At 52.9% G+C, this 22,153-nt stretch carries 22 protein-coding genes and 1 riboswitch; of the genes, 7 read left to right on the forward strand and 15 right to left on the reverse strand.

The window, feature by feature from the left end; translation table 11 throughout:
- Positions 1-52: 52 nt before the first annotated feature.
- The 7 genes from cbiB to NDK47_RS20700 all read right to left on the reverse strand — a co-directional run bounded on the left by cbiB (position 53) and on the right by NDK47_RS20700 (position 6,706).
- On the reverse strand, positions 53-1,009 hold the full coding sequence (cbiB, locus tag NDK47_RS20670; protein WP_251871650.1) for an adenosylcobinamide-phosphate synthase CbiB: 957 nt from the start codon (positions 1,007-1,009) through the stop codon (positions 53-55).
- Entirely contained in the window at positions 1,010-1,705 is a 696-nt protein-coding gene (locus tag NDK47_RS20675) for a histidine phosphatase family protein (RefSeq protein ID WP_251871651.1), read from the reverse strand.
- The gene (locus tag NDK47_RS20680) at positions 1,702-2,535 is read right to left on the reverse strand and encodes an adenosylcobinamide-GDP ribazoletransferase (RefSeq protein WP_251871652.1); all 834 of its coding nucleotides are present in this window, start codon (positions 2,533-2,535) and stop codon (positions 1,702-1,704) included. The genes NDK47_RS20675 and NDK47_RS20680 overlap by 4 nt, the downstream gene beginning before the upstream one ends.
- A complete protein-coding gene (gene cobU / locus NDK47_RS20685) occupies positions 2,532-3,071 on the reverse strand; it encodes a bifunctional adenosylcobinamide kinase/adenosylcobinamide-phosphate guanylyltransferase (RefSeq protein WP_251871653.1) in 540 nt (179 codons plus the stop codon). The genes NDK47_RS20680 and cobU overlap by 4 nt, the downstream gene beginning before the upstream one ends.
- Positions 3,062-4,171, reverse strand: coding sequence for a threonine-phosphate decarboxylase CobD (gene cobD, locus NDK47_RS20690; protein ID WP_251871654.1), 1,110 nt, complete (start codon positions 4,169-4,171; stop codon positions 3,062-3,064). The genes cobU and cobD overlap by 10 nt, the downstream gene beginning before the upstream one ends.
- Positions 4,171-4,719, reverse strand: coding sequence for a cob(I)yrinic acid a,c-diamide adenosyltransferase (gene cobO / locus NDK47_RS20695; protein WP_251871655.1), 549 nt, complete (start codon positions 4,717-4,719; stop codon positions 4,171-4,173). Before cobO ends, cobD begins: the two co-directional genes overlap by 1 nt.
- A gap of 1,037 nt (positions 4,720-5,756) precedes the next feature.
- Positions 5,757-5,975: riboswitch (cobalamin riboswitch) on the reverse strand.
- An 80-nt stretch (positions 5,976-6,055) separates the two neighbouring features.
- Positions 6,056-6,706, reverse strand: coding sequence for a DUF421 domain-containing protein (locus NDK47_RS20700; RefSeq protein ID WP_251871656.1), 651 nt, complete (start codon positions 6,704-6,706; stop codon positions 6,056-6,058).
- 175 nt (positions 6,707-6,881) lie between these two features.
- On the opposite strand from NDK47_RS20700, the gene NDK47_RS20705 reads away from it, so the two are divergent.
- The 7 genes from NDK47_RS20705 to NDK47_RS20735 all read left to right on the forward strand — a co-directional run bounded on the left by NDK47_RS20705 (position 6,882) and on the right by NDK47_RS20735 (position 13,545).
- Positions 6,882-7,589, forward strand: a complete 708-nt coding sequence (locus NDK47_RS20705; RefSeq protein WP_251871657.1) for a M15 family metallopeptidase — start codon at positions 6,882-6,884, stop codon at positions 7,587-7,589.
- 66 nt (positions 7,590-7,655) lie between these two features.
- Positions 7,656-9,272, forward strand: a complete 1,617-nt coding sequence (locus NDK47_RS20710; RefSeq protein WP_251871658.1) for an ABC transporter substrate-binding protein — start codon at positions 7,656-7,658, stop codon at positions 9,270-9,272.
- Positions 9,273-9,299: 27 nt separating this feature from the next.
- Positions 9,300-10,304 (forward strand): ABC transporter permease, encoded by a 1,005-nt coding sequence (locus tag NDK47_RS20715; protein ID WP_251871659.1) that lies wholly within the window; start codon positions 9,300-9,302, stop codon positions 10,302-10,304.
- A 16-nt stretch (positions 10,305-10,320) separates the two neighbouring features.
- Complete coding sequence (locus tag NDK47_RS20720) at positions 10,321-11,199, forward strand: ABC transporter permease subunit (RefSeq protein WP_251871660.1); 879 nt, start codon at positions 10,321-10,323, stop codon at positions 11,197-11,199.
- A 12-nt stretch (positions 11,200-11,211) separates the two neighbouring features.
- Positions 11,212-12,195, forward strand: a complete 984-nt coding sequence (locus tag NDK47_RS20725) for an ABC transporter ATP-binding protein (RefSeq protein ID WP_251871661.1) — start codon at positions 11,212-11,214, stop codon at positions 12,193-12,195.
- 5 nt (positions 12,196-12,200) lie between these two features.
- Complete coding sequence (locus NDK47_RS20730) at positions 12,201-12,995, forward strand: ABC transporter ATP-binding protein (protein ID WP_251871662.1); 795 nt, start codon at positions 12,201-12,203, stop codon at positions 12,993-12,995.
- A 19-nt stretch (positions 12,996-13,014) separates the two neighbouring features.
- On the forward strand, positions 13,015-13,545 hold the full coding sequence (locus tag NDK47_RS20735) for a cupin domain-containing protein (RefSeq protein WP_251871663.1): 531 nt from the start codon (positions 13,015-13,017) through the stop codon (positions 13,543-13,545).
- 270 nt (positions 13,546-13,815) lie between these two features.
- On the opposite strand, the gene map is transcribed toward NDK47_RS20735, so the two are convergent.
- From map to qoxA, 8 genes are all read right to left on the reverse strand, one after another.
- Entirely contained in the window at positions 13,816-14,565 is a 750-nt protein-coding gene (gene map / locus NDK47_RS20740; RefSeq protein WP_251871664.1) for a type I methionyl aminopeptidase, read from the reverse strand.
- A 102-nt stretch (positions 14,566-14,667) separates the two neighbouring features.
- Positions 14,668-16,212 (reverse strand): MDR family MFS transporter, encoded by a 1,545-nt coding sequence (locus tag NDK47_RS20745; RefSeq protein ID WP_251871665.1) that lies wholly within the window; start codon positions 16,210-16,212, stop codon positions 14,668-14,670.
- A gap of 114 nt (positions 16,213-16,326) precedes the next feature.
- Positions 16,327-17,028, reverse strand: a complete 702-nt coding sequence (locus NDK47_RS20750) for a hypothetical protein (protein WP_251871666.1) — start codon at positions 17,026-17,028, stop codon at positions 16,327-16,329.
- A 169-nt stretch (positions 17,029-17,197) separates the two neighbouring features.
- Positions 17,198-17,770, reverse strand: coding sequence for an FAD-dependent oxidoreductase (locus NDK47_RS20755; protein WP_251871667.1), 573 nt, complete (start codon positions 17,768-17,770; stop codon positions 17,198-17,200).
- A gap of 225 nt (positions 17,771-17,995) precedes the next feature.
- On the reverse strand, positions 17,996-18,313 hold the full coding sequence (gene cyoD, locus NDK47_RS20760) for a cytochrome o ubiquinol oxidase subunit IV (RefSeq protein ID WP_251871668.1): 318 nt from the start codon (positions 18,311-18,313) through the stop codon (positions 17,996-17,998).
- A 1-nt stretch (position 18,314) separates the two neighbouring features.
- A complete protein-coding gene (gene cyoC, locus NDK47_RS20765; protein ID WP_251871669.1) occupies positions 18,315-18,935 on the reverse strand; it encodes a cytochrome o ubiquinol oxidase subunit III in 621 nt (206 codons plus the stop codon).
- Positions 18,935-20,905, reverse strand: coding sequence for a cbb3-type cytochrome c oxidase subunit I (locus tag NDK47_RS20770; RefSeq protein WP_251871670.1), 1,971 nt, complete (start codon positions 20,903-20,905; stop codon positions 18,935-18,937). Before NDK47_RS20770 ends, cyoC begins: the two co-directional genes overlap by 1 nt.
- Before the next feature lie 23 nt (positions 20,906-20,928).
- A complete protein-coding gene (gene qoxA / locus NDK47_RS20775) occupies positions 20,929-21,942 on the reverse strand; it encodes a cytochrome aa3 quinol oxidase subunit II (protein WP_251871671.1) in 1,014 nt (337 codons plus the stop codon).
- Positions 21,943-22,153 lie beyond the last annotated feature (211 nt).

The following is a 22,153-nucleotide window of genomic DNA, read 5'->3' on the forward strand; positions in this document are numbered from 1 at the left end:
TGTTTATCCATGTAATGGTCAAATCCAATCGACACGCGTTTCTGGTCATTTTTTACCCGTGCAACAAGTACGCAGCTCCTGTCAACAACACCGCACAGATGACCGAAGCCAGCCACATCAGCCGCACGGTGGCGTTGATGTCTGCTGCGCAGAGCGGCCGGAGCGGATCGCCGAGCTTTGCCCGATGGGAAGCTACGCCTTGGTAGTAATTCAGCCCGCCCAACTGGACCCCCAATGCGCCAGCCACAGCCGCCTCGGGTAAACCCGCGTTTGGACTGGGGTGAAGATGGGCATCGCGCTTCATCGTCAGGGCGCAGCGGCGCCAGTCCAGTCCTTGCAGCCAGCTTGCCGCCAGCAGAATGAGTGCAGTGAGGCGGGCAGGTATATAATTCAGCACATCGTCAAAGCGGGCCGAGGCCCAGCCGAGATGCTGGTACTTCTCGTTTTTGTAGCCGACCATCGAGTCCAGCGTATTGGCTGCGCGATAGGCCATCGCCAGCGGCGCCCCACCAATCGCGGCGTAAAAAAGCGGCGATACGATGGCGTCTACGATATTTTCGGCGACTGTCTCCACGGCACCGCGGCTGATCTCTGCTTCATTCAGATGCTCCGTATCCCGACCGACCACCATGGAAAGCGAGTGTCTGGCCCGCACCAGATTTCCGTCCTGCAGATGGCCGTAGATTTCCCGTCCGGCATCTGCCAATCCTTTGGTGGCAATCGTCGTGGAGATTAGCCAGATTTGCAGTCCGACCGCCAGCAAGGGGTGAACCAGCCACGCCCCGTACAGCAGTACGGCGACGGCAGCGTAGCTTCCGCCCACGATCAAGAGCGGAAAAAGCAATCCCGCTGCCCGAAGCCCGCCTGCTTGCCTGACAAAGCGCCGGATGATTTGCTCCAGCCGGGTTATGAACCAGCCGATGATCACGACAGGATGAGGCAGGCTGCGCGGGTCTCCCACGAGGCGGTCTGTCAGGTATGCCGCCATGAGGCAAAAGGCGATGATCATCTATGTCTCACTCTCTTCTCCAAAATCACTTCTGCCTGAATCTGTCACCAGCCGCCACCCGTCAGCCGTTTGCCTGACGATCATCGCCTGCCCGTGTCCAAGGCCTGTCATCTGCCAGTAGAGCTGGGGATTGCCATGCATCCACGCCGCCTGAAACCAGCGGATAGCCCCTCCATGAGTCACCAGGACTACGGTCTGCTCCGGTTTCCGACCCTGCCTCTGATGCCGCCCCTTGCTCCACTCCTGATCTGCCGAATTCCGTTCTTCAGCCCGATCGCTCAACTTTCTCAGCACACCTTTGATCAAGCGGTCTACTCTACTTCCCAACTGGGCTACAGTCTCCCCGCCAGGAGGCGCGTACTGAAACGGATCGTCGTACCACTGGCGTGCCCGCTCGCCCGCCAGGCTCATCAGCTCCTCGTAAGTGAGCTGCTCCCAGTCACCAAATGAGAGTTCACGCAATTCCGGCACCGGAGTCGGAGCGATCCCCCAAGCAGCGCTCAGGCCCTCGGCCGTTTGTCTGGAGCGGAGCAGATCGCTGGTATAAAAGAGGTCTGGCTTCTCGCAAGCAAGCAAATTGCTCAGCTTCCGTGCCTGCTCCATCCCTGCTTGATTCAGCGGTGCATCGGTATGACCGTGATAACGTCTCTGCCGATTTTCTTCGGTCTCACCATGCCTGATCCAGATCCATCTCATCCCCACCAGCTCCCTGCAAGGACTACGAGCATCACAGCTTCGCTGCTTTCAATAATGGCGCCGTAGCAATCCCCAGTAAGTCCTCCCAGGCGCCGCGTGATGCCGCGCGCGAACCAGAGAGAAAATAGCAGCGAGACAAGTACAGCGGTCACAGCTCGAAAGTCAGCCAGCCACCAGGACAGCCCCAGCAAGATCACATAAGCAAAGGCGATATGCCAGAGTCGCAGCCCTTCGCTAATACCTTTGCCAATGCCGTTGTCAGAAGAGGCATACGGCCAGAAGCGAATAGCCAGCAGCACATGGGTGCGCGCGGCAAAGGGAACGATCAAGAGCAGGATCGACCAGTCTGCCGATAAACGGACAAGCAAGGCGTTGTCATGCGCGGTATTGTACAGAATAGCGCTATAGACCTGATGTATCACTTGGGCAGGTACAACCGATGGCGGCGCAAGCTCGACCAGCCCGGCCGTTTTGATCAGCAACAGCAGAATCGCGGCCAAGACGGCCATCGCTCCGGAGCGACTGTCCTTCATGATCTCCAGCATGCGTTCACGTGAACGGCTGCTGCCCAATCCATCGGCCAGGTCCATCCAGCCATCCAGATGAAGTCCTCCCGTGATGTAAACCCAGACCGCGCATGTCAGAACCGCAGCGAGCAGCGGCGAAAACGCCCATAATGACAACTGATAAACCGCCCACAGAACACAGCCGATGACCAGCCCGACAGCCGGATACCAGGCCACGCTCTCCCGCCAGGCCTTTTCGGAAGGCTTCAGCCACGGGACCGGGATGCGGGTGAAAAAAGCAAGTGCGTGAAAAAATGCATTCATCCTTTTATCCTCCAGGGAATGCCTGAGAGTATGGCGTATACTGTATCGGCACGCTTAGCCGTCCGTTGATTCACATCTCCGAGCACATCGGCGAACCAGCGTCCGAGCTTCGACAGCGCGACGCCCCCCAGACCGACCTCGCTAGTTACCACAATCACGGTTTGCTTGCTTTTATCGACGGCATCCAGCCACTGCTCCACTTCATCCAGAATCTCGCGAGTCAGCTGCTCATCTCTCCACTTCGATTCGGGCACCTCCATCAGGCGTCCGCTGACCCAGGTGGAAAGACAGTCGATCAGTACTGCGGGATACTTTCCGCCTTCTGCCAATGAGTCGGAAAGGCGCTCCCCGATCTCGCACAAGCCCCATTGCTCTGGCCTGCGCTGGCGGTGAAGCTCGATTCGTCGGTGCATTTCTTCATCCCAGGCGCGACCTGTCGCGACATAGAGAACCTCGTTGGCCGTTTGCCGGGCCATTTCTTCGGCAAACTTGCTTTTTCCCGAGCGGACTCCGCCGGTCACCAGTATCAGACCCATGGATGCCTCCCCCCTTGCTCTGCTACTTCACGGAAGGTTTGCAGCAATCGTTCGTTTTCCGACCGTGACCGTACCGCGATGCGAAAATCATGGTCCGTCAATCCGGGATACATCGCACAGCTGCGGATCAAAATACCTCGTTTTCCCATTCTCTCCTGCAGGGTCGCAGCATCCAGCTCGCCTTTCGAGCGCACCAGCAAAAAGTTGGCCTCTCCCGGCCAGGTTTGCCAGCCCAGCTCGCGTATGCCGTTTGCGAGAAACCCTCGCTCCTTGGCGACGAGCAGTCTAGTCTGTTCCTCGTATGCGGACTCCTGCAGACATAGCTCTCCTGCGAGCAGGGCCAAACCGTTTACACTCCAGCTTACTTGCTTCTCTTTCATCCGACGGATCAGCTCTGGATGGCCGATGGCGTAGCCGAGCCGCAAGCCGGGGATGGCAAACATTTTAGTCATCGACCGCATCAGCAGGACGCGGGGAAAGTCGGCCAGACGATCCGCCAGCGAAAATTGCTTTTCCACGGCGACAAAGTCAAGGAAGGCTTCGTCCACCACCAAATAAGTATCCGTTTCATCCGTCCATGCAGCCAGCTTGAGCAGTTCCTCCGGTTGATACAAGATACCGGTGGGATTGTTCGGAGAGGCGATAAAGACCAGTTGCGCTTTTTGAAAAAGCTGGTACAGCTCTTCCATATCCGGCTTGAAATCATGTTCCTCAAGACCCCTGCATTCGATGACCTGTGCCCCGAATTGGCCTGACAGTTGGGCATATTCGGAAAAGCATGGCGTTACCACGCCGACTCTCTGCGGCCCAAGGGCCAATATTGCCAAAGCCATCGCTTCTGCGGCCCCGTTTGCTGGCAAAAGGAACGACTCGGGTATGCGAAGCTGCTCTGCCAAGGCTGCCTTAAATGAACGATGGGCCGGGTCAGGATAGCGAATCACTGCCGAAAGCGACTGACTCATCGCTTCCAGAACCTTGGCGGGCGGACCAAGCGGATTAATATTCGCACTGTAATCGAGGAAAGCATCGCCCGCCAGTCCGAATCGCTCTTCTGCCGTCCGCAGGTCACCGCCATGGCCGTATCTTTCCAGCAGGCTCATCAGTATTCCACTCCCAGTACAGCGGGGATGCCTTCGTCGTAATAATGTTTGATCGGTTTCATCTCGGTCACCAGGTCGGCCATCTCCGTGATCTCAGGCTTCGCACTACGGCCGGTAATGACAAGATGGACGTGGCGCGGCCGGTTTCGCACCGTTTCCAGCACATCTGCAAGCGGGAGAACATCATCGATTGGGAAGCGGTCGATGGCCAGTGCGTTGTTGAGTTCATCGAGAATCACCACATCATACTCGCCGCCGAGCACCTTTTCGCGGGCGAAGCACCACGCTTCCTGGAGAGCTTTGCGATGCTCCTCGGGTGTCTTGGTCCAGGTGAAGCCAACGCCTTTTTGCACCATTTCGATTCCCAGGCGGTCAAAGATGATTTTTTCCCCATATGTGCGCTCCGGCGACTTGATAAACTGGATCATCAGCACGCGCTTTCCTCTGCCTGTGGCCCGAACAGCCAAGCCCAAAGCCGCCGTCGTCTTGCCTTTTCCATCTCCGGTGTAGACCAATAGCAATCCCCGTTTGTTGTCTGCCTTGTTCATGCTAGTCCCTCCTCTTTATGAAAAGCACTTCCCTATGTTCGCTCTTGGCGAGTTTTATACTACGAATCGTATATTATGAGTAAGTAGTCTGCTGAGCTTTGACGCTAGAGGTTGCACCCTCCAAGTCCTTGCACCGCGACTGTGGCGAGAAGAATCATGGTTCCCTGCTTGGCTCCGTATTCCGCCCGCAAGGGAGGATTTACTGTCCGCTCCACAGCGGCTGGCGGGGGTCCGCAAAAGCCGTGTCGCTCCGAGGTCATCCCAAGGTTGCGGCCCTTTTTCCCGCCATCCACTGCTCCGCTAAGTTGGGCTACACAGTCGCACCGCAGGGAACCATGATTCTTCTCCAGACATTTTGCTTCCTTCCTGTTTGTAAAAGCTTGAAAAGAAAGACCACTTTTGATAAAAGTAAAAGATTTTGCTTGTTCGAAACTGGAAGTACGTTCACTCCTCGATACATCTGGCTTCCGAAAACTCGATACGTCTGACCTACTGAGGAGCATTTCACTCATCGCTCCGTCCGACTTACAGAGGAACTTCTCATCAATACGTCCGATTTGCGGAGGAACAATTGCTCATTGATTCCCCCGACTTACAAAGGATCTGACGTCTCACCCTTAGAGAGCAAAATACTTACTTCCTTCTTTCTTTCTTTCTTTCTTCTTCCATTTCCATCTCAGCATTCACCCGAACAATTTTTTTAAAAGCACCGGTTCCGAGGAAGAAGCATGTTTCCCTGCGTTGCGACTGTGGAGCCCGACCCAGCGGAGGGGCGATTCGCGGGAAAAAGGAGCGCAACTTGGGATGACCCCGGAGCGTTTCTGCTTTTGCGTCTCCCCCGTGAATCGATCCGGAGCGGACAGTGAGTCCTCCTCGCGGGGCGGAATACGGAGCTGAGCAGGGAAGCATGCTTCTTCTCACTACGGCCCCGATGCCGAAAATGAAAAAGCGCCTTGCCCCCTCTGGTACAAAGGGAGACAAAGCGCGGAAAGTTCGCTACAACGATCCACCTCTTCCTTTGACCCGAAGGAAATCAGTGCTTACGCAAAATACAGGCAGGTCTCCTGGCTTGAGAATCGCTGCTTTCCTTCACCTTCCCGCACCAGTGGGGTGCAGTGGCTGGCAAATGCCGTGAAGGAAAACTCCTCTCTTACAGTGGCGGGACCGCGTTGGATTTTCACCAAACTTCCCTTTTAACTTCGCTTCCTGCGCATACATGCGCGCATGAAGCAAAGACCTGTTTTGCACGATATGAACCTATGTAAACCAGCCCAAGACTGGCGCTTTGCTACCATCATAACAAATGTGGGGGAAGATAGAAAGAACAAGCTGCGCATTACTGGAGCTTGGGGGGTATGGGGTTGCGATGACCGGATTCGACGACTTCGGTAAAGAGGTTTCCCCACTCTTCAGGGGCTTGAGGGGATTGAGCGAGAAGAGCGGGGACGTCCGGCTTCTTCTGTGTTTGCCCAGGCTCCAATCCAACCTCCAGGGGAGTGATCTGATACTGGGCAAGAATTTTTTCCAGTTCGCCGATGGTGACCGGCTTCGCATGTCTCATCAGTTCAAAACCGATATTCCCGCTCATTTCGATGGTGGCTGTCTTGATATCGGACAAGGAGGTCACCCCTTTTTCCCGCAGCTTCCCCTCCAATTGATCGACAGACATACGAAGTTTTATCAGGTTGGGAATCAATATCTGCCCATCCTTGATTACCGGAGTTGCGAATCCCATCATCAGCTTCTCCACCAGATTACTTTTGATGGAAAGGTACTGAATCGATACTAATACCCCTACAAAAATGCACAAAGAAGCGATCGTTTTCCATAGCCCGTCACCGGAAATGGCGTGACTGACCATGGAAGCCACCGCCAAAAGAGTAATGATTTCCAGCCCGGTCATCTCCGAAACGGTTTTTTTGCCGGCGATCCGAATGAGTAAATAGCCAACCATCAAAACCAAAATCGCCTCATAGATAAACTCCATATCCAACCCCTCGTTCTGCTTGTATTTCCTACACTCATCCTTTAGACTTCCAAGATTCACCGCCTTTATGTTCTTTGTTCTTAATTCAGTAAATGAAAAAAACTTGCAGTTTACTAAAGTTTTTTTCTCTGCTAGGATGATGGAAAACATATCCACTACCAGGAGGTGATTTTTGTTGAAACAGGATATCCCGATTCCCCGGGAGCTGCGTCAGCTCGCAGAATTTCCAGAGCTCAAAGAATGCGGGGAAGACATGCTCCCCCTCTCCTCCCTGTCTGACAAAATCACAATCTGCCCTATGTACTACCAGCAAGGGTATGCGGGTACCTCACCTGAAGCGTATCTGAGAAAAAGTGCCGCCTTGCGTCTGGCAGAGGCTGCGAAAGGATTGCCAGACGGCTATCGGTTCGTGATTTTCGACGGTTGGCGCTCCTACCAGGTACAAGCCTCCCTCTATGATGGCTTTAAACAGAAATTACTGAAGCAGGGCTGGCAGGAGGGCGAGTTGCTGCAAAACGAGCTGAGCAAATTTGTCGCCGTGCCAAGCGATGATGTGACCCGCCCCTCTCCCCATCTCTCAGGTGGAGCCGTCGACCTTACCATTGAGGGGCCCGAGGGTTGGCTTGATATGGGTACCGACTTTGATGATTTTAGCGAGCGAGCCGCTACCCGCTACTATGAAAGCATCCAACCGGGCAGCCAGAGGGACGAAGCGATCCGGGCCAACAGACGTCTGCTCTTTCACCTCATGTCAGATGCCGGATTCGTCAATTACCCCAAAGAATGGTGGCATTTTGAGTACGGTACGCTATCTTGGGCAAAACGAACCAGCGGACAAGCCATGTACGGAGGGGTTTTGCATTTATTTGACAAAAGAGGTTGAATCACGGAAATATTTGCAATATATTAAAAATATATTTCATTTATCAAATATTGGGGGTAGATTTCATTGAAGCGCAGATGGTCATTCGCTTTAACCAGTCTCGTGCTCACGTTTTCGATGCTTGTGACAGCGTGTAGTTCACCAGCGACCCAGCCTCAAGCCCAGAATACTCCGCCTGGCAATTCGGCCAAGCCAGCAGAGCCGCCCGCATCCAAGACCGTAACGGACACCTTGTTCGTGGCAATCAACGCCGACCAGGGCACGCTCGATCCTGCCGTCACCTTTGACAATGCTGCCTGGAAGATCACCTATCCCACCTATGAACGGCTTGTTGAGTACGATGGTGAATCGACGGAAGTAAAGCCGGGCCTCGCCAAGGAATGGAAAGTCAGCGAGGATGGTCTCACCTGGACCTTTACCTTGGAGGAGGGCCACACCTTTGCCGACGGTACACCTGTCACGGCAGAAGCCGTCAAATTCACCTTCGACCGTACACTGGAAATCAAAAAAGGACCCGCTGATGTGTACAGCGTGATCAAAGAAGTGAAAGTAGATTCACCGACATCCGTTACCTTCATCCTTTCGCAAAACTTCCCGCCATTTCTCTCCACCCTCGCAGCTAACTACGGCGGAATCGTCAATCCGAAGGTAAAGAAAAAAGAACAAAATGGCGATCTCGGACAAAACTATCTGGCGAACAACACAATGGGCAGCGGACCCTACGAGCTGACCGAATGGAAAAAAGGCGAGTACCTCAAGCTCACCGTAAATCCACACTCCTCTGTTAAGCCAGCCTTCCAAACTGTTTATTTTAAAATCGTCCCGGATGCAACTGCCCAGCGCCTGCAATTGGAGCAAGGCGAGATTGACATTGCAGAGGGGATCTCCAACGAGCAATTGAAAGCGCTTAAAGATTTGCCCGGTGTAGAAGTTTTGCAGAAACCCAGCTTGTTTGTCGACTATGTCTACGTCAACTCGTCCAAAGGCAATGAAGCGCTCAAAAATCCAAAGGTGCGTCAGGCACTCAGCTACTCCATCGACTATGACGCTCTGACCGAATCCGTACAGGAAGGCTACGCCACGCAAATGCGCGGTCCGATTCCAAAGGGTCTCTGGGGGCATGATGAATCCGCCCATCAGTACAAGCGCGATGTGGAAAAGGCAAAAGCGCTTCTCGCCGAAGCCGGCGCATCCAACCTGACGCTGGATCTGTTGTACTCCGACAACAAGCCGTGGTGGGAAACGGAAGCGCTCACGTTGCAAGCCTTTTTCGCTGACATCGGCATCAAGCTGAATCTCAAGAAGATCGCTTACGCCACTTCCCGCGAGATGATTGACAGCGGCGAATTCGACCTCGCCCTCGGCGTCTGGAGTCCTGACTTCGGTGATCCGTACATGTTTATGAACTACTGGTTTGACTCCGTCAACTTCGGTTTGGCTGGCAACCGCGCCTTCTACAAAAACGACAAAGTGGACGAGCTGGTACGCAAAGCGGCCTCGATCAACGACAAAGCCGAGCGCGAAAAGCTCTACAAGGAAGCACAGAATATCGTCATCGAAGATGCGCCTTATCTCTATCTCTACCAAAAGGATTTCCTCCTGCCGATCAGCAAAAATCTGAAGGGCTTCCTCTTCAACCCAATGCTGGAGGGTATCTACAACCTGGCGGATATGTCTAAATAACGCCTTACGTGAAGGAGTGCTTTCCTCATGAAACAGATCATCCTGAAACGTCTCGCCATGCTGGTGCTGGTGCTTCTGGGAGTGACGATGATCACTTTCTTTCTCTCCCACGTCATTCCCGGCGACCCGGCGCGGATGATGGTGGGACAGCGCGCCAGTGAGGAAACACTGCAAGAAGTTCGCCGTCAATTGGGCCTGGACCAGCCGGTCTGGGTCCAATATCTTACATACATGAAAGGGCTTTTTGCAGGTGACTTCGGCACCTCGATTCGCACCCAGCAGCCGGTCGTTGATGACCTGATCACCTTTTTCCCCGCAACCATCGAGCTGGCGATCACCGCTTTTGTCATCGCCATCATCATCGGGGTTCCACTGGGGGTACTCGCCGCTGTCAAAAAGGATACGTCCTGGGATCACATCAGCCGTTTCTTCTCCATCGCAGGCATCTCCACACCTGTATTTTGGAGCGGACTGGTTGGAATTCTGATCTTTTACAAATTCCTCGGCGCGCTTCCGTCCAGCGGCCGGTTGGATCTGACCGTCCCGGCGCCGACCCGCATCACTGGACTGTATCTGGTTGACAGTTTGTTTACGGGGAACTGGGCTGCATTTACCAACAGCTTGTGGCACCTGATTTTGCCCGCCATAACCCTGGCGTTCGCACAGCTTGCTGTCGTTACTCGGCAGGTCCGCTCCAGCATGCTGGAGGTGCTGGGCCAGGAGTACATCCGTACGGCTTTGGCCAACGGCATCCACGGCCCTGTCCTGCTGATCCGCTACGCCTTGCGCAACGCGCTGATCCCGACGATAACCGTTGTGGGTCTCTCATTTGGCTCTCTGTTGGGGGGAGCGGTCGTCACCGAGACGATCTTCAGTTGGCCCGGTATGGGGAAATACGTCGTCGATTCTATCGCCTTTCTCGATTTTCCGGCGATCATGGGCTTTACCTTTGTCATCTCTTTTGGGTACGTCCTAATCAACCTGCTGGTGGACCTCACGTATTACGTGCTGGACCCGCAAATCAAGGAATAGGAAAGGGGTTTTCAGCTTGTCCAGTCTGCCTATCAAAGCGGAAGCCGCCACTGCTCCCCGGAGTGTAAACCCCTTCTGGTTCCGGATTCGGCGCAACCCGCTCACGCTGTTTGGATTGTTTCTGCTCATCGCCATCCTGCTTTTATCTGTATGTGCACCGCTGATCTCCTCCTATGATCCGAGCAAGATCAATATCAAGGAGCGATTCGCTCCACCGTCGGCTGCACATTGGTTCGGAACGGATGAAGTGGGGCGCGATATTTTTACCCGCATCCTGTACGGTGCACGCCTGTCACTCGGAGTCGGGGTGGCTGCCGTCCTCTCCGCCGGTCTGATCGGGACGGTTATCGGTTCCATCTCAGGATACATCGGCGGCCGGATCGACCAGATCATCATGCGTCTGATGGATATCATTCTCGCCTTTCCTTCGCTCGTCCTGGCGATGGCCGTAGCAGCCACACTGGGTCCCAATCTGCAAAACGCCATGCTGGCGATTGCGATCATCAAGATACCCGTCTATGTCCGGCTGGCCCGTGCCGAGACCTTGGCTCTCAGAGAAAAGCTGTTTGTCAAAGCGGCAGTCACCTTTGGCATCAAGCCATGGCGTATCATCGCACGCCATATCATCCCCAATGCCATCTCCCCTGTGGTGATTCAGGTCACGCTGGATATTGGAGATGCCATCCTGCTGGTCGCGACACTGGGCTTCCTCGGACTGGGCGCGCAGCCGCCTACTCCTGAATGGGGTGCGATGATCAGCATTGGCTGGAAGTACCTGCTCGATTATTGGTGGTACCCTACCTTTCCAGGACTAGCCCTGTTTCTCGCTTCATGCGGGTTTAATCTGATCGGTGACGGCATTCGGGATGTTCTCGATCCGAAAGCCAACCGATAGGGAGAGATCGCTATGCTGCTTCAAATCAATAATCTGTCTGTCGAGTTTTCCTCGATGCTGCAGACAGTGAAGGCACTCAATCACGTTTCGTTTTCGATCGGTCCTGGCGAGATTCTGGGGATCGTGGGAGAATCAGGCTCGGGCAAGTCCGTGACGGCCCTGACTATCCTTGGCCTTCTCGAAAAAAACGCGCGTATCAAGAGTGGGGAAATCCTTTATAAAGGAAAGAACATCCTGCAAATCAGCAAAAAAGAACAGCAGGAGCTGCGCGGCAAGGAAATCGCCATGATTTTTCAGGAGCCGATGACGTCCCTTCATCCCACGATGCGCATCGGCGACCAACTGGCAGAAGTGATTCATCGCCACCGCAGCATCTCCTACAAAGAGGCTTATCGGCAAGCCGTACTCAGCCTGGATGAAGTAAAGATCAACGACCCGGAGCTGGTAGCGCGCAAGTACCCCTTTGAGCTGAGCGGCGGCATGCGGCAACGCGTGGTGATCGCGCTCGCGATGTCCGCTCCGCCCGATTTGCTGATAGCCGATGAACCGACCACCGCACTGGATGTGACGATCCAGCACGAGATTCTGAAGCTGATGAAGGAGTTGGCCGAAAAACGCGGGACCTCGATTATGCTGATCACGCATGATCTGGGTGTGGTCACCCAGGTCTGCCAGCGGGTTGTCGTGATGTACGCGGGGAAAGTCGTGGAGACAGGGAAGACGGAAGAGGTGCTGCATCAGCCGGTTCATCCGTACACGCGCGCGCTGATCGGCGCTTTGCCAGATCTGGCCACTCCGGACCAGCCTTTGCATGCCATTCCGGGAGAGTCGCCTGATTTGCGCAATCTCCCTGCCGGCTGTGTGTTCGCTCCCCGTTGCGAGCGCGCTATCCCGCTCTGCCGTGAGGACCAGCCTGTGCTGGAGCAGGTGACGGAAACGGGCATCGGGGATGCGTACTTGCCAGATGTACATCGAGTCGCTTGTTGGGTGAGGTGATATATATGAAGGAATTACTCCAACTATCCGGCGTCTGCAAGCAATACGGAAAGGGCAGCCAAACCTTTCAAGCCGTTTCCAATGTCTCCTTTTCGATCAACACGGGCGAAACCTTCGGGCTGATTGGCGAGTCCGGTTCCGGCAAAAGCACACTGGGCAAAATGGTGACAGGATTGGATTATCCAACTGCCGGAACGATCCTTTACGAAGGAAATTCGCTGTGGAACGAGAAAAAATACAACAGAAGAAAGCCGGGAGAGGTTCAGATTGTATTTCAGGACCCGCAGTCCTCGCTCGATCCTCGCATGACTGTGCAGGATATTATCCTGGAGCCGCTGTGGGCATTATCAGCGGAAGAGCGTCGGCAGAAAGCCGACAAGGAGCGGTTGCACGCACTGATTGCCCGGGTTGGCCTTAAGCCAGAGCATCTTCCCCGATACCCCCACGAATTCAGCGGCGGTCAACGCCAACGAATCGCCATCGCACGAGCCTTGATTACAGATCCGACGTTTGTTATTCTGGACGAACCCACCTCCGCACTGGACGTTTCCGTTCAGGCCCACGTCCTCAATCTGTTGAAGGAGCTGAAGCGGGAGCGCGGGCTGACGTATCTGTTTATCTCGCACAATATGGCCGTGATTCGCTATATGTGCGACCGAATGGCTGTCATGCAAAGAGGAAAAGTAGTGGAGACGGGGGCTGTTGCAGACATTTTTGCACATCCGCAGGACCCCTACACGAAAACCCTGTTGGCCTCACTGCCCAGCCTTCATTCGGACAGCTTTACCTCCAGCTTGTAATGCAAAGAAGGTCGATACCATGTTTAACGGAGCCGAACTAAGAGAAATTCGCAAACAGAAGCAGCTTACCCTGCAAAATTTGGCGGATAAGACCGGTCTTAGCATGAGCCTGCTTTCCCAAATCGAACGCGGGCTGGTTGACCCTACCGTCGGAACTTTTTGGAAAATATGCTCTGCGCTTGATGTGCCGATCAACCATTTTTTCAAGGCCAAAGACAACGAAGAACCGGTCATCCGGAAAAATCAGCACAAGCTGATCCAGTTGAAAAACACCCATGTGAAATACCATGTCCTCACCCCCCTGCAGGCGGGAAAAATCGAGTTTTTGCTGATCGAAATTGAGCCGGGAGAGACACTGGAGCAAGAGCAAATCTCCCACTCGGGGGAAGAATGCGGCTATATCCTGAAAGGAGAGCTGAAGGTCCTGCTGGCCGACCGCGAATACCATCTCTACGAAGGGGACAGCATCGGCTTCAACAGTTCCGCGCCGCACCGCTTCATCAACCCTGGCACGTCCGTCTCGCTGGCGATCTGGGCACGGGCAACTTAAGTAAGTGTAAACGAAAAAAAGTACGGCCTTCAAAAGCCGTACCCCAGGTTGTCGAGAAAACCCATATGTTCAATGAAGGGGCTGTCCAAAAAGTCCATTTTGGGGCAAAATGCACCGAAATAAAAACCCAAGAATGCTGATTTTACGGCATTCTTGGGTTTTGACTTTTTTAGTTATCGGGCTGAAATACCACTTTTTGGACAGCCCCTTTTGCTATGTCAACGAAAGAACGGAATTGCTCAATGCCTGCCTCAAGCCTGCAAGAAATAATCAGATGGCCGTTAAAATGATCGGTTTATCCTTCGTGACGACTACGGTATGCTCATATTGTGCGACTCGGCTTTTGTCTGGAGTGATATAAGCCCATCCATCGGAACCTTCCTCCGTATATTCTGCACCCGTCGAGATGAACGTTTCTACCGCCAACACCCAGCCTTCCTTTAATAACCTGGTGTCAGTTTTATCATAGTAGTTGACGATGTGGTCCGGTTCCTCATGAAGTTTTCTTCCAATACCGTGGCCTGTCAGATTTTTGATTACAGTAAAGCCCCTTTTCTTCGCTTCGTTCTGTACAGCACGGCCTATCTGGTTCATTTTTCCGCCAGCTTTCACTTTCTCAAGCGCAAGATAAAGTGACTCTTCCGCACAACGGCATAAGTCATCTTTCCTGTTCATTTCTGCACTTCCTACCACGATGGATGCACCTGTATCGCAGTAATACCCGTTTAATACTGCCGAAACATCAACATTTACATAATCTCCTTCGCGCAGCACCGTATGATCGGGAATTCCATGGGCAACAACATCGTTTACACTTACACAGGTATATCCCGGAAAATTGTATTCCGTTCGAGGAGCAGACTTTGCCCCGTATTTGTTAAGTATGGTTCCGCCAATCTCATCTAATTCTGCTGTAGTAATTCCAGGGCGGACAGCTTTTAGCATCGCTTCTCTTGCTTCAGCCACGATCTTCCCTATTTTACGAAGGCCTTCCAAATCTTCTTCATTTTCAATTGACATTCTTCTTCCCTCTTTTCTGCTTTGTGCATGTACGTTCTCGACAATCTGAGGCACCTTCCACAGCCGTAGCTTTTTTTGTGCTTGGCTGGCTTGGCTGGCTAGCTAGGAGCGCCCGCCTACCGGTTTTCGTTTTTGTGGAGCCCCCTCTGCTGAAGGCAGCATAATCCGCTCGTTGCCCATCATCAGAATGAACAGGACGGAGAGAACCGCAGGGACCAATGCCCATAAAAACGTATGGGCGATTGACGACGCCATCGCGTCCGTAATCTTTTCCAAAATCGCCGCGGGAATCTGGGCTCTTGTCTCAGGAGTCAGAGCCGCTCGCGGATCGGCCAGGGCGCCTGCGGGAATACTGCCCGCTTGATCTGCCAGAGACGCAGCCAGACGGCTTTCAAACAGGTTGCGCTGAATAATCCCAAAAATCGTGATCCCCAATGTCATCCCCAGCGAACGGGAGAAGGAGTTGGTGGAAGAAGCTGAACCCCTCTGCCGCATGTCAAAGTTGTGAATCGCCGCCATACCGAGAACCGAAAACGAAAACCCTACGCCAAAGCCGGTGAGAATCATATAAAACGTAACCATGCCCCGCGAAGTCTCCGGTGACAAAGTCCCCAGCAAAAACAGGCCCGGAACAAAGAAAAGAGCAGAAAGCAGCATGATGTTGCGAAAGCTGGTTTTCGTGCTCAACAGTCCGCCCATCTGACTGCCAAATACGGAGCCCAGCATCATCGGTGTCAAAAGCAGGCCGGAGCTGGTGGCGCTGCCGCCAAAAACTCCCTGGATAAAGATCGGGATATAGACTGTCGCGATAATAAATGCCGATCCATACAAGAGCCCCACCGCGTTGCTGGCAGCAAACAGCCTTTTTTTGAACATCGAAAATGAAATGATCGGATCGGATGCCTTGCGCTCGACCACGATGAACAGGAAGAACAGCACCGCAAACGAAGCTAACAACCCGATGATCTGCGGGGAGTTCCACGCAAATTTATTGCCGCCCAGCTCCAGGGCAAACATCAGGCTGACGACAGCCCCGACCAATGTAATCGCACCCCACCAGTCGATTTTCTGTTCCCGGTGCGCAAGCGATTCCTTGTAGTGCATACTGATAAAGAACAGGGACAACAGACCGATCGGAACGTTGATGTAAAAGATCCAATGCCAACCGAAGTATTCCGTTATGTACGCGCCCAAGAGCGGACCGAAAACACTGGATGTCCCGAAGACAGCCCCGAACAGACCCGTCATTTTCCCCCGCTTTTCCGGCGGAAAGATGTCAAAGATGATCGTAAAGGCGATCGGCATCAGCGCACCGCCGCCGATCCCCTGAATTGCGCGGTAAATGCTGAGCTGTACGATGCTGCTTGCTGTCCCGCACAAAATCGAGCCCAGCAAAAAGACGGTAAGACCAAAAATGTAAAATCGCTTGCGTCCGTACATGTCGGACAGCTTTCCAAAGATCGGCATCCCGGCCATCGTGGCAACCATATAGGCGGAAGTGACCCAGACGAATTTATCCAGCCCGCCCATTTCGGCCACGATCGTTCCCATCGCCGTCGCCACGATAGTGTTATCCATCGAAGCTATCAGCAGACCCAGCAGGAGTCCCGCAACAACAAAACCAATTTTACTTTCCTTTGCAATCACACGGTACCCTCCTGGCTTTGATTAGATTCCCCCTCTTCATTATATGCAAAGAGGACAAGTTATCTTGAAAAAGGACAAAAAACAGCGCATAAAAAGCGCTGTATCGATCTCGCTTTAGCGAGGGTTGCTGTAGTGAGTGGTCACAGAAGGCTGAAAGCCCGCCTGTTGACTTTGATACATTTGGTAAGCAGCTTGCGACATCGGTTCCACATACGGCTTTATCTCTCCGGTATACGGATTTTTCTCAAACGGAAGATTAAAGGCTCGTACGCCATCGCTCTTGCGAAGGAGGGAACCGTCCGACAGCTCTACCCAGTTGCTCCGATAGCTTCCGTAATCCGTGACGTACAGGCCATCATCTGTGTAGATCGGGGCCAGATTGTCAGATGGAGTGGCCGATGGATTCTCAGAAGCGTTCTCTTGGCTATTGGCCGTCGCCTGTTTGGGAGTCGGTGCTGCTTTCTTCGGGCTTGCTTTCTTCGGGCTTGCTTTCTGCGCCGGCTTTTTGGCCGCCGCTTTAGCAGGAGCCGCCGCTGTCTGCGTCTGTTTTTTCTCACCTGTTTCCTGAGCGGTCAGAACAGACGCGGGTGATACGGTTTCTTCTTTTGGTGACAATTGGTCAAAGACTGCCTTGGTTTGGGTCGGATCTTGGTTGGAAAAGTCTGTGCCGGCTGCCGCTATCTGTTTGTTGCCGGCCCGGTTTTCCGTTTTCGCTTTGGATGACTCTGCCGCTACCGATTTAAACAAAGCCGGCCAAATATAGGCGTTGACGCCAAGCAGGACTGCCATTAAACCAATTCCCAGAACTTTTTTCATGGTCTGTCAGCTCCGTACGTTAGTCGCTCTTTTCATCGACATCAATGATAACTACTCCTATTATACAAGAAAATAGCTCCAGGTGTAGATGAACATCATTCGACAAAACACCCCCACCTCTCGCCTGATGCATCGTTAGCGAACAAGTGGGGAGTGATAGTTGCTGCTTTTATTCCGTCGTTTTCAGGATGTCGTGATCAACGTAACGCTCGCCATTCAGCTCACTGATGACATTAATCGCTACCTTGGCTCCGTCCCCTGCTGTAATAATGGTATGAACACTCACACCTGCACAAGTGCCGGCTGCCCAAAATCCAGGGACATTCGTTTTCCCGTCCTGATCAACATCCACTACCGTTTTGATGCGAGGCTCTGTACCAGGTTTTGTGGCGACGCCTGCTTTTTCAGCCAGATCGAGCAGAACGCCGGTTGCCAATATCACGTGCTTGGCTTCAAACGTGCCCTTCTCCTCTGTCGTAATCACAAACCCGTTATCCGTTTTAGCAATGTCATTTACCTTATCGTCAATCAGCTCGGCTCCAAAATGCACCGCTTGCTTTTTGCCCGTCTCAATCATATCCGGGCCGGTAATTCCCACTACACCATAATGATTTTCTACCCAGGCTCGTTTCGTCATGCTTTTGTCATTGTCTACGAGCAATGTGCTCTTGCCTGCTTTGGCTGCGAACAATGCTGCGCTGGCTCCGGCAGGACCGGCTCCGATAATCGCGATATCGTACATAAGAAACACACCTTTCCAGATTTATCCCAGACGACTTAATTATATAGTATGTATAGAAAAAGAGAAATTATTATTTTAGGGATTCGTAACAAATCTTTTTCGTAGTCATATCACAGTCAGGGGAAATGGGTATACTTTCGGCCATATTTCCGGCAAAACCAGAAAAAACCGCCCTGACATGTAGATATGCAGGACGGTTTCGTGATAGATATGTTATTTCATCTGCTATTGTACCTGTGAGTTAAAAGTCATAATCCACATCGATCCAGCCACGATGGTAAACACAATCACCACGCCCAGAATCAGCGCCTGTACATTGTATCGAGGCTTATCCCCTTCACGAATATGCATGAAGAAGAACAACTGAACGAGAAGCTGCGCGACTGCCATCGCCATGATTGTGAACACCAGTGCTGTGCCGGTCAGGATGTGGTTCATCACCAGCACCAGCGGAATGATCGTGAGGATGATCGACAAAATAAAGCCAATCACATAAGCCTTCAGGGAACCGTGGTGTTCACCGTGATTCTCATGTTGTGTCATCTTACATCACCCCCAGAAGGTAGACGACCGTGAGCAGGAAGATCCACACGACGTCAAGGAAGTGCCAGTACAAGCTGAGGTTGGTCACTTTGCGGCGCGTCACCGGTGTGATGCCGCGGCGGCCAAGCTGGATCATCAGCGCGAGCATCCAGAAGAGGCCGACGGACACGTGCAGTCCGTGTGTACCTACCAGCGTGTAGAAGGCCGAGAGAAATGCGCTCGTCGAGATGGTGGCGCCCTCTTTTACCATATTGACAAACTCGTTGATTTCCAAGCCGACGAAGCTCAAACCCAAGAGCGCGGTCACGACCAGCCAACCGATCAGTTGCTTGGTTTTGCCTTTGTGCATCGCCAGCGTGGCAAGGCCGCTCGTAAAGCTGGAAGTCAGCAGGATAAAGGTCTCGGCAATGACACCCGGCATTTCGAACAGCTCTTTGGCTGTCGGGCCGCCGGCGACATTGTGCATGAGTACGACATACGTAGCAAACAGGGTAGCAAACAGGATACAGTCCGTCACGAGGAAGATCCAGAACCCGAGGACCTTGAGATTCTCGTGGTCCTCATGTCCGTGATCGTGCTCGTGATCATGACCATGCTCGTGATGTGTCATGACTTGTTGCATTATAACGCCCTCCCCAGTGAAGCCTCGGTGCGTTTCACTTCATCGACAGGGATATAGTAGTCAGTATCGTACTGGAACGAGCGCGCCCACATGGTCAGGGCAACACCGATCATTCCTACGACAGCCATCCATATCCACCCAAATACAAACCCAAAACCGGCGACAAACCAGCATGCAGACATGATAAACGGAATTCCGGAGTTTTTCGGCATGTGAATCGGTTCGAGCTGAACCTTTTCTTCTTGGGCTGTGCCATTTTCCCTCGCTTGCTTCGTCAGCCACCAGTCATCCGCGCCTTTTACCTGCGGAACGACAGCGAAGTTGTACAGCGGTGCCGGAGACGGAATCGACCATTCCAACGTACGGCCATTCCACGGGTCACCCGTCGTATCGCGCTCACCGTGCTTGATGCTGTAGAGAATCTGCCATACCTGGAAGACGAAGCCTGCCCCCATCAGGAATGCCCCGATGGTCGAAACCAGGTTGAGCGGTGCCCAGCCCATGTCCCAGCCATAGGTGTAGAGACGGCGGGTCATCCCCATGAAACCGAGTGCGTATTGCGGCATAAAACAGACGTAGAAACCGATGTTCCAGAGCCAGAAGCCCCATTTGCCCAAACGCTCGTCCAGCTTGAAGCCGAACATTTTTGGCCACCAGTAGTAAATCCCTGCGAGGTATCCAAAGACGACACCGCCGATCAGTACTTGGTGGAAGTGAGCGATCAGGAAGTAGCTGTTGTGATACTGATAGTCAGCCGGAGCGACTGCCAGCATGACACCGGTTGCCCCACCGACGAGGAAGCACGGGATAAAGGCAATCGTCCACAGCATCGGCTGCTTGATCGAGATCCGTCCGCGGAACATCGTGAACAGCCAGTTGAAAACTTTCACCCCGGTCGGAATCGCAATCGCCATCGTCGATATCGCAAAGAATGCGTTGACGTCAGCCCCTGCGCCCATCGTAAAGAAGTGGTGAACCCAGGTGAAGAAGGAAAGTACGCTAATGACCATCATGGCAAAGACCATGGATTTGTAGCCAAAAATCGTTTTCTTGGAGAAGGTTGCCACAATCTCCGAAAAGATTCCGAATGCCGGCAGCACCACGATATACACTTCCGGGTGGCCCCACATCCAGATCAGGTTGACGTACATCATCGGGTTGCCGCCGCCGGTCATCGTGAAGAAATGTGCTCCCAGGAAACGGTCGATAAAGAGCAATGCCAGGGTAACGGTCAAAATCGGAAAAGCGAAGATGATCGTAATACAGCTGGACAAAACTGACCAGGAAAACAGCGGCATTTTCATCAGCTTCATGCCAGGTGCGCGCATTTTCAGGATGGTCACCAGGAAGTTGATCCCGGTAGCCAGTGACCCGATCCCGGAGATCTGAATACCCCAGATGTAAAAGTTCTGTCCGACGCCGGGGCTATGTGACAGCTCGGACAGCGGCGGATAGGCCAGCCAGCCGGAGTCGGGAGAACCCCCGATGACGAACGACAGGTTGAACAGCATCGCGCCGAACAGGAACATCCAGAAGCTGACGGCGTTCAAAAATGGATAAGCGACGTCACGTGCACCGATTTGCAAAGGTACCACGATATTAAAGAGAGCGAACATCATCGGCATCGCCATGAACAAAATCATAATCGTACCGTGTGTCGTAAAGATGGCGTTGTAATGCTCCGAATGCAGAAACTCTACATTTGGAAAAGCGAGCTGCAAACGCATCAGCAGCGCGTCAACCCCGCCACGGAACAGCATCAAGAGTGATGCGATCAAGTACATGATCCCAATCTTTTTATGGTCGACGGTCGTCAGCCATTCGCGCCACAGCCAGCCCCATTTTTTAAATTTGGTCAGAACAAAAACGATGGCCACCATGGTCAAGGCGATGGAGACGTCAGCGCCGTAAATTAACGGATCACCGGTGACAAAGAACGTAGATGCAAAATCTTTGATGTTCTCCCACATACGGTGTTCCTCCTCCCTCTGGGTTAATGATTCAGTATGTTGCCGGAATCCGTATTCGTCCCGGATTGGTTCAATTGCATCGGGGCATGATCCATGTTCATGCCGGACATGTCATGCTCTGCGTGATTTGGTTCGGTTGATGGCTCTTCATTGTTCTTGTAGTGGTTCATACCACCTGGATGATGGTGACCGTGACCGTATTTCTTCACAATCTCCTCAAACAGGCCCTCAGGGAATGCGGAATAGGTCAAGCGATCCGACGTACCCGGCTCAGCCAGTTTCTCGTAATCTTCTTTGCTCATTTTCGGCGCAGTTCCTTTTACCTCCTGCACCCATTTGTCAAAGTCCTCTTGTGTTTTGGCAATGACCTTGAAGTTCATATGAGCGAAGCCTTTCCCTGTAAAGTTGGCGCCGGAACCAAAATACTCGCCCGGCTCATTGGCCTGCATCCACAAGCCCATCGCCATACCCGGCATCGAGTAGGTTTGTCCAGCCAACTGCGGTACCCAGAAGGAATTCATCGGCGCATCCGAAGTAATTTCGAATTGCACGGGTACTCCGGCAGGGATCGGAACATAGTTAACAGTTGCGATATTTTGTTCAGGGTAAGTAAACATCCACTTCCAGTCCAGCGATGTAACCTGGATCGTGATCGGTTTTGTCTCCGTATGGGGCGGCTTCACCAAAGCATAGGTGTCTCGCACAGTAAAGAAGCCCAAGATCGCGATAATGACAACAGGAATCCCCCACCAGATCACTTCAAGCGTCGTATTGTGCGACCAGTTCGGCTGATAAGGCGCTTTGTTGTCCGGTTTGTCTCGATAGCGGTACACGATATAGGCGGTAATAGCCAGTACCGGTATCACGATCACCGCACACAAAATCACGGAAATCATAATGAGGTTGTACTGCGTCTCCGCCACGGGTCCTTTTGGATTCAGGACAATGTATTCGCTGCCGCAGCCCGATAACAGGACACTCGCGATCATCGCGACTAACCAGAATCCCATTTGACGGAGTCTTTTCGGTTTGTTCATGTTGAATACCCCTTCCCTCTTTCGACACAGCAGACACAGAAATGGAAACGATTCGTCCGTTCCTCATTTGTTCAAAGGAGTTGAACTTTTTTCGCATTCACATACTAACAGAGGGGAAAATTTTCTGCAGGGTTTTTTTTGAGCGTTCAACATTCTGTCTCTTTTCTGTTACAAAGTGTTCAAAAAGCATTCACGAGATGATCAAAATATT

This window comes from Brevibacillus ruminantium, assembly GCF_023746555.1.
GTDB lineage: Bacteria > Bacillota > Bacilli > Brevibacillales > Brevibacillaceae > Brevibacillus > Brevibacillus ruminantium.

What these genes read in the sequence shown, in the direction of transcription:
- cbiB (WP_251871650.1), bottom strand. Translation starts at nt 1,009, where the DNA reads ATGATCATCGCCTTTTGCCTCATGGCGGCATACCTGACAGACCGCCTC.
- NDK47_RS20675 (WP_251871651.1), bottom strand. Translation starts at nt 1,705, where the DNA reads ATGAGATGGATCTGGATCAGGCATGGTGAGACCGAAGAAAATCGGCAG.
- NDK47_RS20680 (WP_251871652.1), bottom strand. Translation starts at nt 2,535, where the DNA reads ATGAATGCATTTTTTCACGCACTTGCTTTTTTCACCCGCATCCCGGTC.
- cobU (WP_251871653.1), bottom strand. Translation starts at nt 3,071, where the DNA reads ATGGGTCTGATACTGGTGACCGGCGGAGTCCGCTCGGGAAAAAGCAAG.
- cobD (WP_251871654.1), bottom strand. Translation starts at nt 4,171, where the DNA reads ATGAGCCTGCTGGAAAGATACGGCCATGGCGGTGACCTGCGGACGGCA.
- cobO (WP_251871655.1), bottom strand. Translation starts at nt 4,719, where the DNA reads ATGAACAAGGCAGACAACAAACGGGGATTGCTATTGGTCTACACCGGA.
- NDK47_RS20700 (WP_251871656.1), bottom strand. Translation starts at nt 6,706, where the DNA reads ATGGAGTTTATCTATGAGGCGATTTTGGTTTTGATGGTTGGCTATTTA.
- NDK47_RS20715 (WP_251871659.1), top strand. Translation starts at nt 9,300, where the DNA reads ATGAAACAGATCATCCTGAAACGTCTCGCCATGCTGGTGCTGGTGCTT.
- NDK47_RS20725 (WP_251871661.1), top strand. Translation starts at nt 11,212, where the DNA reads ATGCTGCTTCAAATCAATAATCTGTCTGTCGAGTTTTCCTCGATGCTG.
- NDK47_RS20730 (WP_251871662.1), top strand. Translation starts at nt 12,201, where the DNA reads ATGAAGGAATTACTCCAACTATCCGGCGTCTGCAAGCAATACGGAAAG.
- NDK47_RS20735 (WP_251871663.1), top strand. Translation starts at nt 13,015, where the DNA reads ATGTTTAACGGAGCCGAACTAAGAGAAATTCGCAAACAGAAGCAGCTT.
- map (WP_251871664.1), bottom strand. Translation starts at nt 14,565, where the DNA reads ATGTCAATTGAAAATGAAGAAGATTTGGAAGGCCTTCGTAAAATAGGG.
- NDK47_RS20750 (WP_251871666.1), bottom strand. Translation starts at nt 17,028, where the DNA reads ATGAAAAAAGTTCTGGGAATTGGTTTAATGGCAGTCCTGCTTGGCGTC.
- NDK47_RS20755 (WP_251871667.1), bottom strand. Translation starts at nt 17,770, where the DNA reads ATGTACGATATCGCGATTATCGGAGCCGGTCCTGCCGGAGCCAGCGCA.
- cyoD (WP_251871668.1), bottom strand. Translation starts at nt 18,313, where the DNA reads ATGACACAACATGAGAATCACGGTGAACACCACGGTTCCCTGAAGGCT.
- cyoC (WP_251871669.1), bottom strand. Translation starts at nt 18,935, where the DNA reads ATGCAACAAGTCATGACACATCACGAGCATGGTCATGATCACGAGCAC.
- NDK47_RS20770 (WP_251871670.1), bottom strand. Translation starts at nt 20,905, where the DNA reads ATGTGGGAGAACATCAAAGATTTTGCATCTACGTTCTTTGTCACCGGT.
- qoxA (WP_251871671.1), bottom strand. Translation starts at nt 21,942, where the DNA reads ATGAACAAACCGAAAAGACTCCGTCAAATGGGATTCTGGTTAGTCGCG.